The sequence below is a fragment of the Archangium violaceum genome (genome assembly GCF_016859125.1).
Lineage (GTDB): Bacteria > Myxococcota > Myxococcia > Myxococcales > Myxococcaceae > Archangium > Archangium violaceum_A.
The window spans coordinates 11,959,773-11,974,315 of record NZ_CP069338.1; the positions used below are offsets into that span (position 1 = coordinate 11,959,773).

The window sequence follows — 14,543 nt, forward strand, 5'->3', positions numbered from 1 at the left end:
ACGTGCTTCCGCAGCGTGTTTCGCGTGGGCAGAGCGGCGGGACGGAGACGTGGAGAGCGCTCCCTCGTACTTGGCGAGGTGTGGGTAGCGCACCGTGTCGCCCTCGCGTACGAGGAAGCCCGTGGTGAGCAGGGCGGACAGCAGTGCCGCCGGGTCACCCTCCCAGCCGACAGCCAGGGCCAGGAGGGCGGCCGGCTCACCCGGTGGGAGGTTGCCGGACAGGTCCCCTTCGGGGGCCATCTCCAGCGCCCAGGCATCCAGCGCCACGGCGATGCCGATGCCCTGGAACTCCGGCACCCGGAGAGCACGCGCCAGCATGCGTGAGCACGCCACGGACTGCTGGGGCACCTGAAGAAATGGAAGTCGCATGTCAGTTCCCCCCCGAATGCTCGACTCGAGCCATCGGGTAGCGTGCGCCAACCCCACTGGCGCGGTGCTGTTTCACCAGAACCCCCCGGGTCTGCGTCTGCCCATAGGTCTCGCCATGTCGTTCGGCGCAGGTGCTCATCTCGAAGCCGCCTTCCGCAGCTCGGCGACGAAGCCCCGCGCGATGAGGTCCTCGGCCTCCCTCACCACCTCTTCGTTGTCGGCGGACCAGGAGATGTCAGCCACCGCGCCGGCAACGAGCAGCTCGCCATTCAGGTGAAAGGGCCCGGAGCGCCATTGCGTGTCCGCGCGCTCGGTGGGGCCGACGAAGTACGCAGCCACCCTCGCCTCCCCCGTGTCCCACACCTCCAGCACCCAGCCATTGGAGAGGGCGTACCGGTACGGCCCGTCCGCGGAGGGCTCCGGCTCGTACACCTTGAGTCCGGGCACCTTCCCGTCTCGGCAGGCCTGCTCGAGCGGCGCCACGACGCTCTCCAGGTTGGCCTTCCACCACGCATCCAGTTCGAGGTGCGCGGCGAGCGCGGCTCCCTCCAGCTTCCCGGCCAGGTGGTGGCCGCACTTCAGTGAGCTGGTGCCGCCCCACCAGGAAGCCGCTCGCCGCTCTCCGGTGGACTCGTTCACCAACCACAGCAGGACGATGCGGCCCTCGCACCGCTCCGGAAGCTCCACGCGCCAGGTCCCCGGCTCGGCGGCGACGGGCTGGGCCACAGGCAGCAGCTCGGCCTGGGCGGGTTCCGCCGGCAGAGATCTGGCCTTCGACTTGGCGCGTGAGCGGGCGCGCTTGGGCTCCGCGGGAGGCTCCGGCGGCGCAGCATCCACCTGAGCCGACGAGTCCGACGGCTCGGGCGCCGGCGTCGCGGGCGCATCGTCGTCCATCTCCTCGACCTCGGCCTTGCACCCGGCGCAGTAGTAGCCGCGCGCGTCTTCGGGCCCGAGCGGCGCGAGCTCCGAGGCCTTGAACGTCTTGCCGCACCCATCGCACTCGCACGGGGTGGAGTCGGCCGTGGAGGACTGCTCAGGCGTCGCCACAGCAGTCGGCTTGAACTTTCGGCACTTGCAGCGCTCACACCGGCCCTTGCCGAGCTTGTGGTCCGCGATCGAATGGGTGCAGGTGCAGCAGGGCACGCGCGGGGCGGGAACGAGGTCATCCTCCGCAGTCACCTGGCTCGCCGTGGCCGGCGACTCCATCGCCGTCCGGGCCGACTCCGCGGACTCCACGCGCTTCTCCCCGGTCTCCGCAGCGGGCTCCTTGCGCGAGCGGGTGCGGCGCTTGCCCTTCGGCGGCTCCGAGGGCGCGTGCTTGTCGGGCGAGGCCACGGCCGCCGGGGCCTGGACGAGCGCGGCCAGCGCATGCGCGGCGAGTGGCAACTCCGGCTGCTGCGCACCCTCGGCGCTCTCGCCTGTGATGGCGGCGTGCATCAGCCGGGTGTGCTCCGCCCGCCAGCCTGCCTCCTGCTTCTCCAGCGCGGCCAGCAGCCGAGCCCGCAGCTCGGGCAGTTCCTTCAATGCGCGCTCCGTCTCCAGGGCCCTGGCGAAGGCTTCCTGGCGCTGCTCGTCAGTGAGTCGGTTGGCGGTGGCGATCATCGAGTGCTCCACGGGGGCGGGGCCCGAGGGTCCCGCCGAAGGAAGAGAGGCCGCCGATCTCGCGGCAGCCGGGTTGGCGGAGAGGGCAGCGCGGCGGGCGGAGAGCCACGCCAGGCGCCCGCCCTGGCTGAGCCCCTTCATCGGGTCGTCCAGGGTCCAAGTGCTGGGGAGGTGCGCGCGGAGGGCCTCCACGTAGGCGGAGCCCGCGTACACGGTGAGGTGGGCCGGGCTGCCGTCGTCGTCGTCCCTGAGGTTCCGGATGACATCCCGAGCCCATGCCTCCTGCGCCTCTGAGGTCAGGTCGCCGAGAGCCAGCTCGTAGGGCGCGACGTCCTCATCCAGGTCCACGAGTCCGTGCTTGGCGCTGAGAATCCAGACGTCGGCGCCGAACTCCGCCTGGGCCACATCGAGCGCGGCCCGGAAGAGCGGGCCCGTGTAGAGCTCGCGCGCTGGCGCGGGCTGCTCCAGCTTCGACTTGCCACAGCCCACCAGGGCGATGCGGCGCGGATAAGGCATCATGCCGCCCTCCGCTCGGAGACGCGGTCGCCGAAGTTGGCCCGGACGACGGCCTCTGCCACCTCGGGGGCGACGCTGTTTCCGATGAGCCGGACCTTCGCCGCCTTGCTCTTCGCTGCGCGCAGGTCGTACTCGTCGGCGAAGCGGCCGAACTGGGCGCGGAGCAATTCCTCGGGTTCCAGCATCCGCATGCCGATGTCGACGATCTGGTGCTCGACGCCGTCCACCGTCACCAGCCCCAGACGGTGCTTTGCGGTGATGGTGCGCAGAGGGGAGCCGAGCCCCTGCAGCTGCGATCCGTTGCCGTAGTAGGCCATGAGGAAGGCGCGCACCTCAGCGATGTGTGTCCCGGAGGCCGTCACGGTCGGTAGCGGCTCGGCAACGTCCGCCCCGTGGCACTCGCCGCGGAGCTTCACGAGCGTGGCCGCAGTCAATGCATGGTGGTCCGTGGCGGTGATCGTGCTGGCGGGCTGGTCGACACCATGGCCCACCACACCGCCGAAGTGCTTCGTCAGGAAGGCGGCCACCAGAGCCTGCTTGGTGCCCTGGGCCACCACGGTGCCCATGGGCTGGTGCAGGTCCAGCGTGCGCGCCCGCTGCCCCACCCGCTCGCCGTAGCCCGTCTGGATGAGCGTGGGCGCAACCAGTGCCGAGCTATTCCCCTGGGCCGTCACGGTGGACAGGGGCCGATCGAGGCCCTGGCCTCGGAACCACTCACTCCCGTGGTTCACCTTCACGATGAAGGGCCGTGGGTTCTCCAGAACGTACCGTCGGACACCTTCTGCGATGCGCCAGAGCGTCTTCTCCGCCAGCGGACGCTTCCGCCCGAAGATGGACGGGCACGGCAAGCTCCAGTCGATGCACTCGGCGGCCGTCCGGTACGGCAGTCGGCCGGGACCGTGCGTAGCCGCGGGCCAGTGGATGGGCTGGCCGTCACACCTGGCGATGATGAAGAGCCGCCTCCTGCGCGTGGGCGCCCCGTAGTGGGAGGCGTCGAGCACCCGCCACTCCACCGCGTACCCGAGCAACTCCAGCGTCCCGCGCCACTGCTCGAAGGTTTCCCCCTTGCGCTCGGGGATGGGATGCCCCTCTAGCGGGTGCCCCTCCTCGTACAACGGTCCCCACTCAAGGAACTCGGCCACGTTCTCCACGATGATGACGGCGGGCCGCACCTCCCGGGCCCACTCGGTGACGACGTGAGCGAGGGCGCGGATGCCCTTCACCTTCGGCTTCCCTCCCTTGGCCTTGGAGAAGTGCGTGCAGTCAGGGCTGGCCCAGAGCAGCGCCACCGGCTTTCCCGCAGTGACGGTACGCGGGCGCGTCTTCCACACGTCCTCGGGCATGTGCCGCGTCCCGGGGTGGTTGGCCTCATGTACCTCCATGGCGAGTTCGTCGTGGTTGAGCGCCACATCGGGCGAGCGCCCCAACGCGGCCCGGATGCCAGTGCTCGCGCCGCCCCCTCCGGCGAAGAGGTCGACGATGAGGCCTCGCGCGATACTCGGGCTACGCCTGGAGCCCCGCCCGGGGCCGCGTGACACGGAAGATGGGGTGGCGCAGCTCACGGGGACCTCCGGAAGGCGATGGTGAGGGCGAAGCCGGCAACCACCGGCCATGCGAGGAAGAGGACGACGTGGGCCACCCGGCTCCCGAAGAGCGCGGGCAGCCAGGAGAGAAGGAAGACGGAGGTGGCCAGACGGAAGGCCACCTCCAGAGGGTGGAGCGGCTTCACGCGGGCACCCCGTCACGGACGGCCTGGACGAGGCGCTCCTGGGCCCGAGCGTGGGCCTTGTCCTCGGCGTACGAGAGCCGACGCCACAGCTGGCGGCAGTCGTCGGACTCGCAGGTGTATCGGTGCGTCCCGTCCTGGTCCTTCCACTGCAACCGTGCGGGCCGCACCACCCAGCACACGGCGCACCTGCACTTGGGCTCGCGTCCCATCTCCTCGAGCAGCCCCACGGCGGGGGTTTCCTCGTAGAGGCGGGCGCGCAGGATGACGCGCTCGGCCACGGGGGTGCGGTCGATGCGCTCGGCCACGGCAGCGCGGCGCTGCTCAGGCGTGGGCAGGGGCGGGCACGTCATGGCCGAACCTCCGGAAACTCGCGGACGCGCAGGTCCTCGGGCCACTCGGACATGTCCCCGCCCTTGGGGTCGGAGAGCGAGCAGCGGCGAAGGGTCTTCTGGACGTACCCTGGCGGCTCGGCGAGGTCTGTCGGGTACGCGCCGAGTTGCTTCACGAAGCACGGCACCCCGGCCTCGCGGCACTGGCGCACGATGTCGCGCACCCACTCGACGTTGCAGGGCCTGGCTTTGGGGCCGGACTCCCCACCGACGATCACCCAGTTCAGCAGGTCGCTGATTGGGCGGTATCCATAGCCCCACGCAGCAGGTGCAGTCCCAAGGAGGCCGAGGTCCACCGGCCCCACCAGCGGCTCCACGGAGAGGAAGCGCAGCCGGAAGCCCTCCGCCTTCAGCAACCGCGGCACCCACTCGTCCGCCGTCTTCTGGTCGGAGGTGGAGGTGCCCAGCCACACCAGAGGGCGCACGTCCTCGGGCACCAGGCGCCAGTTCTCCGGCCGCTTCGTGAGGAGCAGCCAGTCCAGGCCACCGAGGCGACGTGTCTCACCCGGACGAGTCCTGGCACAAAAGCCGCGCGACACGTGGGTGGACTCGCGACCACCGCACTCGCCGCACACGGACGTGGTCTGCCGGATGACGTCCCAGAGGCGCGCGCGGGCGGCGTCGAGGGTGCGCTGGGCACGGCCCACGGCTGCCATCCGCTCCAGGTTCTGCTGTCCGGACGGCGGGTACTGGGGCACCTCGAGCACGTCGGCCAGAGAGGCACAGAACACCCGACGCCGCTCGCCCGCGCGGGCCGCGTCTCGGGCCCACTTCAACGGCTCGCGCCAGCCGCTCTCGGCCTTCACCACCCGCTGGCCGCCCTGCCACACTTCGCCCCAGGTAATGCCCTGCATGGCGACGCCCTGGTTCTTCTCGGCGTAGCAGTGGGTGCAGCCCGCGTGCACCTTCGAGCAGCCTCTCCACGGGTTGAAGGTGTGGTGCGTCCACTCAATGGAGGAATTCTCAGCCATTGTTTTCACCTCCTTTCGGGCTGACTCCTTCGTGGACGTCGGGCACCAGGCCGCGCGGGTCGTCCGCGCCCCAGAGGGCGACAGCGTCGGTGCGCACGAAGCTGCCGGGACTCACAGGCACGGGCGGGCAGCTGCCTCCCGGGCCACGCGTCAGGGACAGGGCATTGCGCCTGTACAGCCAGGCCACCACCAGCTTCGCGGCCGTCCGCGCGTTGAAGTCCCGGCCCTGGGCCCCGTCGCGCATGGCGGAGAACATGATGAGGCTGAACACCACCTCCTCAGTGAGCGCGGGCACGTCCATCCCCTGCAGCGTGGCGCGCAGGTTGGCGAGGGCGACGCCCAGCTCCCGCAGGCGCTCGGACTGATGCTCGAGCGTGGTGGGGTTGTCCGTCACCCCGAGGACGAGGTGCGCGGCCACAGCCACCGAGAGCAGCCGCTCCCGCTCGCGCCCGGCATCCGACAGCAGCTGTCGGGTCCGCTCGTGGTCAGCAGACTCCTGGTGCAGCCTGTCCGCGAGCTCCTCGGCGTTGTCGCTCGCCAGCTGCCGGGCAGCCTTCGAGCTCTCCAGGGCAGCCTCCAGCCGCCGCACCTCGGCCCGGGCCTCCCGGAGCTCGATGTCCAGCGTCAGGGCGTTCGCCTGGTGCGCACAGCGAGGCGAGGTCATGCCGCACCTCCCGCCGCGCTGCGCTCCGCCGCCAGCTCGGCCTCAATGACTTGAGCCCTCGCGTCCGTCAGAACACACGACTCCCCCGTCCCGCGCTCCTTCGCGGGCGTCCTCTTCATGGAGTCCATGGTCAACCTCTGTTCGTCTTCGCGGGGGAGCGCAGAGCCGCCGGGACGGAGGACGTGCTCGCCTCGGCGACAGTCTTGAGGATCAGAAACGCGGTCAGCGCGTCGAGCGGAACCGCCTTGACGATGCGAGCGCCGATGCACGCGAAGCTCACGCCCGGTTCGGTGCAGTCGGGGTCCATCTCCAGCGGCATCCACGGCTCGACGCGGTAGACCCAACCCCCGTTGGGGTACAGGGCGGCGTACAGCTCGGCCACCTCCTGCTGGGTCGCCACGTACACCCGATCGGACCGGTAGCCGGCGCGGGCCTTCTCGCCCTCGTCCATGTAGGCGGCCAGGGTGATGGTGGTGCCAGTGGAGGACGGCGGGAGGATGAACTCGCCGACCTTCAGCCCCGGAGCGCCCCCGTGCCAGTAGGCCGGCTGTGTGCGCGCCGTGTGCTCACCAGCAACAACGGGGGAGGAACACGCGGCAACACCGTCAACCCGGCCGGACTCGTAAGTGACCGCATTTACAGAGGAAGCAACACGCGATAACAGCGTGCACGTGCGAGACTTCTTCAAGAAGATGAAGGCCCTGGGACTCCGCCGCGGTGGCGAGAAGGACACGGCTTCGGGCGGAGGTGAGTCATGATGGGCTCGCGTGGAGCGACATTGGGGTGGACGGTGGTGCGGGTGGTGTTCGGCCTGACGCTAGCCCTTCTTCATGGGCTGCCCAAGGTGACGGGGGGCATGGGACGTTTCGCCGAGGGCGTGGCGGCGCTCGGCTTCCCCTACCCCACCTTCTTCGCATGGTGCGCGGCGCTGGCGGAGCTGCTGGGCGGCCTGCTGTTGGCCTTGGGACTCTTCACCCGGCCGGCGGCGGCGTTCGCGACCTTCACCATGGTGGTGGCTCTCTACCGCCACCGGGCGGACCCCTTCGCGCGCATGGAGCTGGCGCTGCTCTACTTCTCGGTGCTGTTCGCGGCCATGCTCATCGGCGCCGGGCCCTACAGCCTCGATTCGAAGGTGCGTCACCGCGCCTGACGCACGGCGACATGGCGGGTCTCCCGGAAGTCACCGGACCGAGAGGCGTGTGTCACGAATGCCTCGCGAAGGGCTGCGCTACGCTCACGGCCCTTCTCAGCGGAGGCCCACGTGAGCCAGAAACTCCACCGTCGAACCATCCTGCAGTGCATCGCCGCCGTCGCCGCCAGCACCGCCTTCGGCTGCTCCCCGGACGAAGACGACTCCCCGGCCCCTCTCACTCCCAGCCCGGAGCACTTCCCCCAGTCCGTCGCGTCCGGTGACCCGCGCTCCGACAGCGTGGTGCTCTGGACACGCGCCGTGGATCCCCAGCGCCCGGACTCCGCCACCCCGCTCTCGCTCCAGGTGGGCACGGATGCCGGGCTCGCCACGCTCGTGCTCGAGCTGGGCGACCTGCAGGCGATGCCCGCGCATGACCACGCCCTCAAGGTGAAGGTCACGAACCTGAAGCCGCGGACCACCTACTACTACCGCTTCATCTACGAGCAGGACGGCAAGCGGTACGCCTCGCCCGTGGGCCGCACCCGCACCGCGCCGGCACAGGGCGAGAACGTCCCCGTGCGATTCGTCTTCGCCAGCTGCCAGGACTTCATCGGCCGCTACTACAACACCTGGCAGTACCTGCTGCAGCGCGACGAGGACCTCGACTTCGTGGTCTTCCTCGGCGACTACATCTACGAGACCACCGGCGACACCTCGTTCCAGACGCCCGACGAGGCCCGCAAGGTGAGCTTCAGCGATACCGCCTCGGCGCTGCCCCTGGGCGGAGGGCAGTACCACGCCGCGGCGGCGCTCTCCAACTACCGCGATATCTACAAGACGCTGCGCTCGGACCGCCACCTGCAGCGGATGCACGAGCGCTACCCCTTCATCGTCGTCTGGGATGACCACGAGTTCTCCGACGACAGCTGGGGCTCGACGGCGACGTACTCGGATGGCCGCGCCAACGAGCGCTCCGACGAGCGCAAGCGCAACGCGGAGCAGGCCTTCTTCGAATACATCCCGCTGGACACCACCCAGTCGGGCGCGGGCGCCATCGACGTGGACAGCACGCCCCGCTACCCCGACACGCGCATCTACCGGGACTTCGACTACGGCAAGCACCTGCGGCTGCTCCTCACCGACTACCGCACCTACCGGCCGGACCACCTCATCCCCGAGAACGCCTACCCCGGCACCGTGGTGATGGACGACACGGCGCTCGGGGAGGCGGGCGTGGCCACGGTCCTCACGTCCGATGACTACGCCTATGTGGACATCGACGCGCCGGAGTACGCCGAGCAGAAGGCGGTGCTGCAGCAGGTCTACGGCAAGCTCGCGCTCGATGCCGGGCTCGACGCCGGGGCGGCGACCGCCCAGGCCGGGGAGCATGTGCGTGGCAAGCTGGCCCTGCTGTACGTGAACCAGGTGCTCGCCCAGGTGAGCGCCACGACCATCAGCCCCACCGACAAGCCCCGCGGGCTCGCCTACGCGCACATGGGGAAGACGGACCTGTTCGGCCAGCTGGGCTCCCGCTACATCGTGGTGAAGCAGACCTATGACCTGTACTCCGGCTGGCGCTACGCGAAGTCGCTGCGCGCCAGTGAGAACGCGCTGGGCGACACGCAGGAGGCCTGGCTGCGCGAGAAGGTGCGCTCGGACAACACCTGGAAGGTGGTGGTCAGCTCCGTGTCGCTCACCTCCATGGTGTGGAACCTGAGCGACCTCACGGACGTCCCCGCCAACCTGCGCACCCGCTTCTACTTCAACGTGGACCAGTGGGACGGCTTCCCCAACAAGCGCGCCGAGCTGCTCCAGTACCTGCGCGACAACAACGTGCGCAACGCGCTCTTCATCTCCGGGGACATCCACTCCTCCCATGCCTCGGTGGAGGGCGGCGTGCCGACCCTCACCGCTCCCGCCATCTCGTCCACCTCGGTGAAGGAGATGGCCGGCGCCGCGGTGCTCGCCGCGGGCTTCCCCGCCGACAGCTCCGTCTACCGGCGCGTCGTCACCGACATGGAGTCCACCCTGCGCGCGAACAACCCCGGCATCGCCTTCACCAACGCCGAGGCGCATGGCTTCGTGGTGCTCGAGGTCCGCGCCGACGAGGCGCTCGCCACCTTCCACCTCATCCCCAACTCCGAGGTGAAGACCAACTACGCGAACCAGCCGGAAGCGCTCGCCGGGAAGTTCACCCACAAGGCCCTCCGCGTCCGCGACGGTGCCCTCACCGACGCCTGACGGGGCCTCCGCACCTTCTGCGCTCGGCCACACGCACGCATGCAGGATTTGCGGGCGGCCGAGCACCTCTTCGAAGGAGCCGCACCTCGCACGCTTGCTGCATCAGGGCGGTGGCGGTCGCAGATCGACCATGACCCGGCGAGAGGTGCACGCATGTTGTCGGTCCCCCACTTCCGACCCGCCCGACTGGTGCGGTCATCGCGGTCCCGCCGCTCCCACCGCGGGGAGCTGACGCCCGATGATCGCATGCTGCTCGAGCCGTGGCTGGCGGAGGTGAGGCGCCATCCCCTGCTGTCCCGGGAGGAGGAAGCGACGCTCGCCCGGCGGGCCCGGAGGGACGGCGACGCGAAGGCTCGCGGCCGGCTGGTGGCCTCGAACCTCCGGCTGGTGGTGAAGCTGGCACGCGAGCACCACCGCGCCCCCCTCCTCCTGATGGACCTCATCCAGGAGGGCAACCTCGGCCTCGTCATCGCCGTGGAGCGCTTCGAACCGGAGCGCGGCGTGCGGCTGTGCACCTACGCGGCCTGGTGGATCCGCGCCTACCTGCTGCGCTTCATCATCGAGAACTGGCGGCTGGTGAAGCTGGGGACCACGGACGTGCAGCGCAAGCTCTTCTTCCGGATGAGGGAAGAAGAGGGCCGCCTGCTCGCCGCGGGGCAGGAGGCGACCCCCCGGCAACTGGCCGCTCGCCTGGGCGTCTCCGAGGAGGACGTCGTCGAGATGGACCAGCGGCTGCGGCACGACGAGGTCCGGCTCGATGTCTCCCCCGAGGACGACAACGGCCGCCCCACTCCGGGACGTGCGCTGCCCTCGGGAACGCCCGCCGTGGATGAGGAGCTCGGACGACGGGAGCTCACGCACTGGTTCCAGGAAAAGGTCCACTCGTTCGCCCACGAGCTGCACGACGAGCGGGAGCGCTACATCCTGGAGCACCGGCTGCTGGCCGAGGAGCCCGAGACGTTGCGGACCATCGGCCAACACTTCCACGTCAGCCGCGAGCGGGCCCGCCAGGTGGAGGCGGGGCTGATCTCGAGCATGCGGGAGTACCTGCACGAGCGGATGCCGGACTTCACGTGGCTGGGCGCGGAGCCCGGGCTGCATGCACCGGCCTGAGCCGGGACGGGACACACAGGGTGGAGGACTCGCACGTGAGCATGAAGGAACACACGGAGACCCGGAGCGCACCGAGGCGGCACCAGATGCGGATCAGCGACCTGATGACGAAGAGCCTGGAGACCATCGAGGCGAGTGAATCCCTGCGCGAGGCGGCCGAGCGGATGCGCTCGTATGGCATCGGCGCCCTGCCCGTCATGGACGGAGAGCAGCTCGTGGGGATGCTGACGGACCGGGACATCACCGTGCGCGCGACGGCCGCGGGCAAGGATCCCAACCGGACCCTGGTGCGAGAGGCGATGACCCACGCCGTCATCACCTGCGACGCGGATGCCCCCCTCTCCGAGGCCGAGCACCTGATGGAGGAGAAGGCGGTGCGGCGTCTGGTGGTGCTCGATGGCTACAAGAAGCCGGTGGGCCTCATCAGCCTGGACGATCTGGCCATGGTGCCGGGAGAAGCGAGGCACGCGGGCGAGGTCCTCAAGGAGCTCAACACCCCGTTGTAGGCGGAGCCTCGAACCACTCGAAGAGCGAGAGGGTGGCGCCCCCCAGGCGCGCCAGGATCTCCTCCAGCGTGTCCTGGTTTCCCCACACGATGTCTCCGTCCCCGTGCTGCTCGAGCAGCCCCTGGATGAGCTGGCACCAGTTGCCCGTACCCCGGCTCATGTAGAAGCCATAGGAGCGGCAGACCAGGGGCCGGTGCGCGTACACCCGGCAGCCGCCGGACTCGCGCTCGAGGAATGGGCAGGTATAGGGCCGCTGCGTGCCGTGCAGCTCCGTCACGCGAGCCCGGACTTCCGCTCGCGCCTCGGCGGACAGCGCCTGGAAACCCTCCCAGAGGTACGTCCACTCCATCCGGGTGACGGTCAGCGGCGCCGCCAGGTGGCGGCAGCAGTGATCGCACCCCTTCCGACAGGGCCACCAGGCATGGCTCCCGGTGATGGACGACACCCGCTCGTCGATGCGCCGGTAGAGGGCTTCCAACGTCTTCCGCTGCTCTTCGGAGAGTGGTTCCATGCACGAGACATCTTGCTGCGTTCCGCCCGCTGCTCGGAGCCGGTGACCGAGCCGGACCCCGAGGCGAAGCCCAGACACACCGGGGATGTGACGCGCCACGCCATCCGCCATGGAAAACCCGAGTTTGACGTCTGACCTGATTTGACCTTACATCCCGGCCATTCTCGTATCATGAGAAACGGAGAAATCATGAGGGGAACGGTCGGAGCAAACATCGTTCCGGGGCTGCTCGTGTCGATGGCGTGGAGCAACTCCGCTGGGGCGCAAACCCTGAACAGTTTCACGGCGACGTACCTGGGCGGCAGTTCCTCCTGCAACACGACATACAACATCCGGGGCAAGGAGCCGGCTTCGACGGGCACCTACCCGGTCTTCGTCTACCTGGTGGGCACCTCGGAGTCGTATGACAATGCCTCGGCGCTGAACGCGGTCGACAAGATGGCGAGCCGCGGCTACGTCGCGGCGACCATGCTACATGCGTCAGGGCGGATGCCTTGCCAGCCAGAACATGCTGGACCAGAAGTGGCTCGCCGGGACCTATTCGTGGTCGATCGATCCCAACCTGCAATGGCTGACGACGTTCACCCAGAAGTAGAACGAAAACGGCGCGGGGGCCCTGTTGCCGCCCCGCGCCGCTGGGAACCTCGAGCCCTGGAGCGGGCGACTACCGGGTAATGCTCAACTCGGTGTCATCGATGAGGAAGCTCGTCTTCAGCGAGGAATCCTCCACGCCCTTGAAGTAGACGCGGATGGTCTGGCCCTTGTACGCGCTCAGGTCGAACGACTTCTGCACGTAGGCCGAGGACTTGTTCAGATTGCTGTAGGTGGCCAGCGTCGCCAGAGCCGTGCCCGAGCCGTTCTGCACCTGCACCGTCAGCGTGTCATACGCGGTGGTGGCCGTGGTCTCCGAGGTGGTGATCTTCAGCCAGAAGCTGAACGTGGCGCCGCAGGCCGTGGAGGGGATGGTCACCTGCTGGTAGAGGGTGTCGGTGTGGACCGAGCCGTAGCCATCCAGCCACGCCTTGTAGCTGCCGGTGCGCGGCGCGCTGCCCGAGGTGGAGCCGTCGATGACGCTCGAGGAGCCCGTCCAGCCCGTGTTGCCACTCTCGAAGCCAGGGTTGGCCAGGAGTTGCTCGGTGGTGCCACAGTTACCGTTCGTTCCGTTGCTCACGGAGACGGACACCGCGGACGAGGTGCCCACGTTGTTGGCGGCGTCATAGGCCTTGGTGGTCAGCGAGTAGTTGCCGTTGGCCACGCTCGAGGTGTTCCACTCCAAGCTGTATGGCGAGGTGGTGTCGACGCCAATGATGTTGGCATTCAGGTAGAACTCCACCTTGCTCACGCCCACGTCGTCGGAGGCGTTGGCGCTGATGGTGGTGGTCCCACTCACCGTGGAGCCCGCCGCCGGAGCGGTGATGGACGTGCTGGGAGGCGTGGTGTCACCGCCGCCGCCTCCTCCGGTGATGAACATCGTGTAGAGCAGCTTGTTGGGCGAGCCGGTGCCCGGGCTCGTCACCTTGCCCGTGACGGCGCCGCCGGTGAGCGCCGCCGTCACCTGGGCCGGGGTGGCCGAGGGGTTGGCGCTCAGGTACAGGGCCGCCGCGCCCGCCACGTGCGGCGAGGCCATGGAGGTGCCGCTCATGGACGTGCTGCCGGTGTCGCTGGAGTTCGAGGCCGAGGTGATGCTCGAGCCCGGCGCGAAGATGTCCAGGCAGGTGCCGTAGTTGGAGAAGTACGAGCGCGCGTCGCTGCTGGTCGTGGAGCCCACGGTGATGGCGTTGGGCGTGCGCGCCGGCGAATAGTCGCAGGCGCTCGAGCTGTCATTGCCCGCTGCCACGGCGACCACCACGCCCGCGGCGATGGTGCGCTCCACCGCGTCATCCAACGCCTGCGACGCGTCTCCCCCCAGGCTCATGTTGGCCACGGCCGGCTTGATGTGGTTGGCCGTCACCCAGTCCAGGCCGGCGATGACCTGGGCGTCCGAGCCGTAACCCGAGCAGTCGAGCACGCGCACCGGGTGCAGCGTCACGTTCTTCGCCACGCCCCAGGTCGTGCCGCCCACCGTGCCCGCCACGTGCGTGCCGTGGCCGTGGCAGTCCGCTCCGGTGCCTCCGGTGGTGATGGAGTCGAAGCCGGCGCCCACCCGCCCGGCGAACTGCGAGTGCGTCAGCCGCATGCCGGTATCAATGATGTACGCGTGCACCCCCGTCCCATCGAAGTCGTAGGTGTAGGTCTTGCTGAGCGGCAGGCTCTGCTGATCAATCCGATCAATGCCCCACGTCGCACTCGTCTGGGTGGCCGACACCGACACGATGCCGTTCTCCTCGATGTACGCCACCCGCGGATCCGCCAGCAGCTCGCGAACCTGGGCCGGAGGCATCTTCACCCAGAAGCCCTTGAGCGTCCGCTCGAACGTGTGCAGCACCTGGCCACCGCGCGCGACCACCATCTCACGCGCCATGTCCGCGGAGCCGCGCAGCGCCACGTCCTTCATGTCCTCGCGCAGCACGACGATGTACTCGTCCGGCACCGACTTCGCCTTGCGCAGGAGCTGGGCCACCTGCCCCACCTCCTTGGACGGGAGAAGGCCCTCCTCCTCGGGCAGCGGGCCACCACACGCGGCCACACCCAGCAACGAGCAGGTGAACAGGGCCTGAGTCAGCTTCAACTTCATGCAAACCTCCGAGGCGATAACGGGGAGTGAAGAAAACGAGGGCACTCCGTGGAATAAGTCCTCGGAGACCAAGCGGTCAAGCCCGCTAAACTCGTTTTCTCTGAATCCGATCGTCCTCGGAAGTCC

The 14,543-nt window shown here is 69.1% G+C and carries 15 protein-coding genes; 5 read left to right on the forward strand and 10 right to left on the reverse strand.

Going from position 1 to position 14,543, the window contains the following annotated elements:
* Nucleotides 1–504: 504 nt before the first annotated feature.
* The 8 genes from JQX13_RS50455 to JQX13_RS50485 are packed head-to-tail and all read right to left on the reverse strand — an operon-like array spanning nt 505 to nt 6,928.
* Complete coding sequence (locus JQX13_RS50455; protein ID WP_239014357.1) at nt 505–2,490, reverse strand: DUF6884 domain-containing protein; 1,986 nt, start codon at nt 2,488–2,490, stop codon at nt 505–507.
* A complete protein-coding gene (locus JQX13_RS50460; protein WP_203406510.1) occupies nt 2,487–4,049 on the reverse strand; it encodes a DNA cytosine methyltransferase in 1,563 nt (520 codons plus the stop codon). Before JQX13_RS50460 ends, JQX13_RS50455 begins: the two co-directional genes overlap by 4 nt.
* Nucleotides 4,046–4,216: a hypothetical protein gene (locus tag JQX13_RS50465; RefSeq protein WP_203406511.1), complete on the reverse strand. Its 171-nt coding sequence runs from the start codon at nt 4,214–4,216 to the stop codon at nt 4,046–4,048. The genes JQX13_RS50460 and JQX13_RS50465 overlap by 4 nt, the downstream gene beginning before the upstream one ends.
* On the reverse strand, nt 4,213–4,566 hold the full coding sequence (locus JQX13_RS50470) for a hypothetical protein (RefSeq protein ID WP_203406512.1): 354 nt from the start codon (nt 4,564–4,566) through the stop codon (nt 4,213–4,215). Before JQX13_RS50470 ends, JQX13_RS50465 begins: the two co-directional genes overlap by 4 nt.
* Complete coding sequence (locus tag JQX13_RS50475; RefSeq protein ID WP_203406513.1) at nt 4,563–5,576, reverse strand: DUF5131 family protein; 1,014 nt, start codon at nt 5,574–5,576, stop codon at nt 4,563–4,565. Before JQX13_RS50475 ends, JQX13_RS50470 begins: the two co-directional genes overlap by 4 nt.
* Nucleotides 5,569–6,240: a hypothetical protein gene (locus tag JQX13_RS50480; RefSeq protein WP_203406514.1), complete on the reverse strand. Its 672-nt coding sequence runs from the start codon at nt 6,238–6,240 to the stop codon at nt 5,569–5,571. The genes JQX13_RS50475 and JQX13_RS50480 overlap by 8 nt, the downstream gene beginning before the upstream one ends.
* Nucleotides 6,237–6,368 (reverse strand): hypothetical protein, encoded by a 132-nt coding sequence (locus JQX13_RS55785; RefSeq protein WP_275424968.1) that lies wholly within the window; start codon nt 6,366–6,368, stop codon nt 6,237–6,239. Before JQX13_RS55785 ends, JQX13_RS50480 begins: the two co-directional genes overlap by 4 nt.
* 2 nt (nt 6,369–6,370) lie before the next feature.
* Nucleotides 6,371–6,928 (reverse strand): hypothetical protein, encoded by a 558-nt coding sequence (locus JQX13_RS50485; protein WP_203406515.1) that lies wholly within the window; start codon nt 6,926–6,928, stop codon nt 6,371–6,373.
* Nucleotides 6,929–6,994: 66 nt separating this feature from the next.
* Between JQX13_RS50485 and JQX13_RS50490 the strand changes: the two genes are divergently transcribed.
* The 4 genes from JQX13_RS50490 (at nt 6,995) to JQX13_RS50505 (ending at nt 11,232) form a co-directional block, all read left to right on the forward strand.
* On the forward strand, nt 6,995–7,390 hold the full coding sequence (locus JQX13_RS50490) for a DoxX family protein (RefSeq protein ID WP_203406516.1): 396 nt from the start codon (nt 6,995–6,997) through the stop codon (nt 7,388–7,390).
* Between the two features lie 111 nt (nt 7,391–7,501).
* The gene (locus JQX13_RS50495) at nt 7,502–9,613 is read left to right on the forward strand and encodes an alkaline phosphatase D family protein (RefSeq protein ID WP_203406517.1); all 2,112 of its coding nucleotides are present in this window, start codon (nt 7,502–7,504) and stop codon (nt 9,611–9,613) included.
* Nucleotides 9,614–9,766: 153 nt separating this feature from the next.
* Nucleotides 9,767–10,726: a sigma-70 family RNA polymerase sigma factor gene (locus JQX13_RS50500; protein WP_203406518.1), complete on the forward strand. Its 960-nt coding sequence runs from the start codon at nt 9,767–9,769 to the stop codon at nt 10,724–10,726.
* A gap of 41 nt (nt 10,727–10,767) precedes the next feature.
* Nucleotides 10,768–11,232, forward strand: coding sequence for a CBS domain-containing protein (locus JQX13_RS50505; RefSeq protein WP_239014358.1), 465 nt, complete (start codon nt 10,768–10,770; stop codon nt 11,230–11,232).
* Here JQX13_RS50505 and JQX13_RS50510 read toward each other — a convergent pair.
* On the reverse strand, nt 11,216–11,743 hold the full coding sequence (locus JQX13_RS50510) for a YkgJ family cysteine cluster protein (RefSeq protein WP_203406519.1): 528 nt from the start codon (nt 11,741–11,743) through the stop codon (nt 11,216–11,218). The two genes, JQX13_RS50505 and JQX13_RS50510, sit on opposite strands and share 17 nt — an antisense overlap.
* 12 nt (nt 11,744–11,755) lie before the next feature.
* On the opposite strand from JQX13_RS50510, the gene JQX13_RS55790 reads away from it, so the two are divergent.
* Complete coding sequence (locus tag JQX13_RS55790; RefSeq protein ID WP_275424969.1) at nt 11,756–11,878, forward strand: hypothetical protein; 123 nt, start codon at nt 11,756–11,758, stop codon at nt 11,876–11,878.
* Nucleotides 11,879–12,407: 529 nt separating this feature from the next.
* On the opposite strand, the gene JQX13_RS50515 is transcribed toward JQX13_RS55790, so the two are convergent.
* A complete protein-coding gene (locus JQX13_RS50515; protein ID WP_203406520.1) occupies nt 12,408–14,417 on the reverse strand; it encodes a S8 family serine peptidase in 2,010 nt (669 codons plus the stop codon).
* Nucleotides 14,418–14,543 lie beyond the last annotated feature (126 nt).

What these genes read in the sequence shown, in the direction of transcription:
- JQX13_RS50475 (WP_203406513.1), bottom strand. Translation starts at nt 5,576, where the DNA reads ATGGCTGAGAATTCCTCCATTGAGTGGACGCACCACACCTTCAACCCG.
- JQX13_RS50505 (WP_239014358.1), top strand. Translation starts at nt 10,768, where the DNA reads ATGAAGGAACACACGGAGACCCGGAGCGCACCGAGGCGGCACCAGATG.
- JQX13_RS50455 (WP_239014357.1), bottom strand. Translation starts at nt 2,490, where the DNA reads ATGATGCCTTATCCGCGCCGCATCGCCCTGGTGGGCTGTGGCAAGTCG.
- JQX13_RS50480 (WP_203406514.1), bottom strand. Translation starts at nt 6,240, where the DNA reads ATGACCTCGCCTCGCTGTGCGCACCAGGCGAACGCCCTGACGCTGGAC.
- JQX13_RS50490 (WP_203406516.1), top strand. Translation starts at nt 6,995, where the DNA reads ATGATGGGCTCGCGTGGAGCGACATTGGGGTGGACGGTGGTGCGGGTG.
- JQX13_RS50510 (WP_203406519.1), bottom strand. Translation starts at nt 11,743, where the DNA reads ATGGAACCACTCTCCGAAGAGCAGCGGAAGACGTTGGAAGCCCTCTAC.
- JQX13_RS50500 (WP_203406518.1), top strand. Translation starts at nt 9,767, where the DNA reads ATGTTGTCGGTCCCCCACTTCCGACCCGCCCGACTGGTGCGGTCATCG.
- JQX13_RS55785 (WP_275424968.1), bottom strand. Translation starts at nt 6,368, where the DNA reads ATGGACTCCATGAAGAGGACGCCCGCGAAGGAGCGCGGGACGGGGGAG.
- JQX13_RS50470 (WP_203406512.1), bottom strand. Translation starts at nt 4,566, where the DNA reads ATGACGTGCCCGCCCCTGCCCACGCCTGAGCAGCGCCGCGCTGCCGTG.
- JQX13_RS50515 (WP_203406520.1), bottom strand. Translation starts at nt 14,417, where the DNA reads ATGAAGTTGAAGCTGACTCAGGCCCTGTTCACCTGCTCGTTGCTGGGT.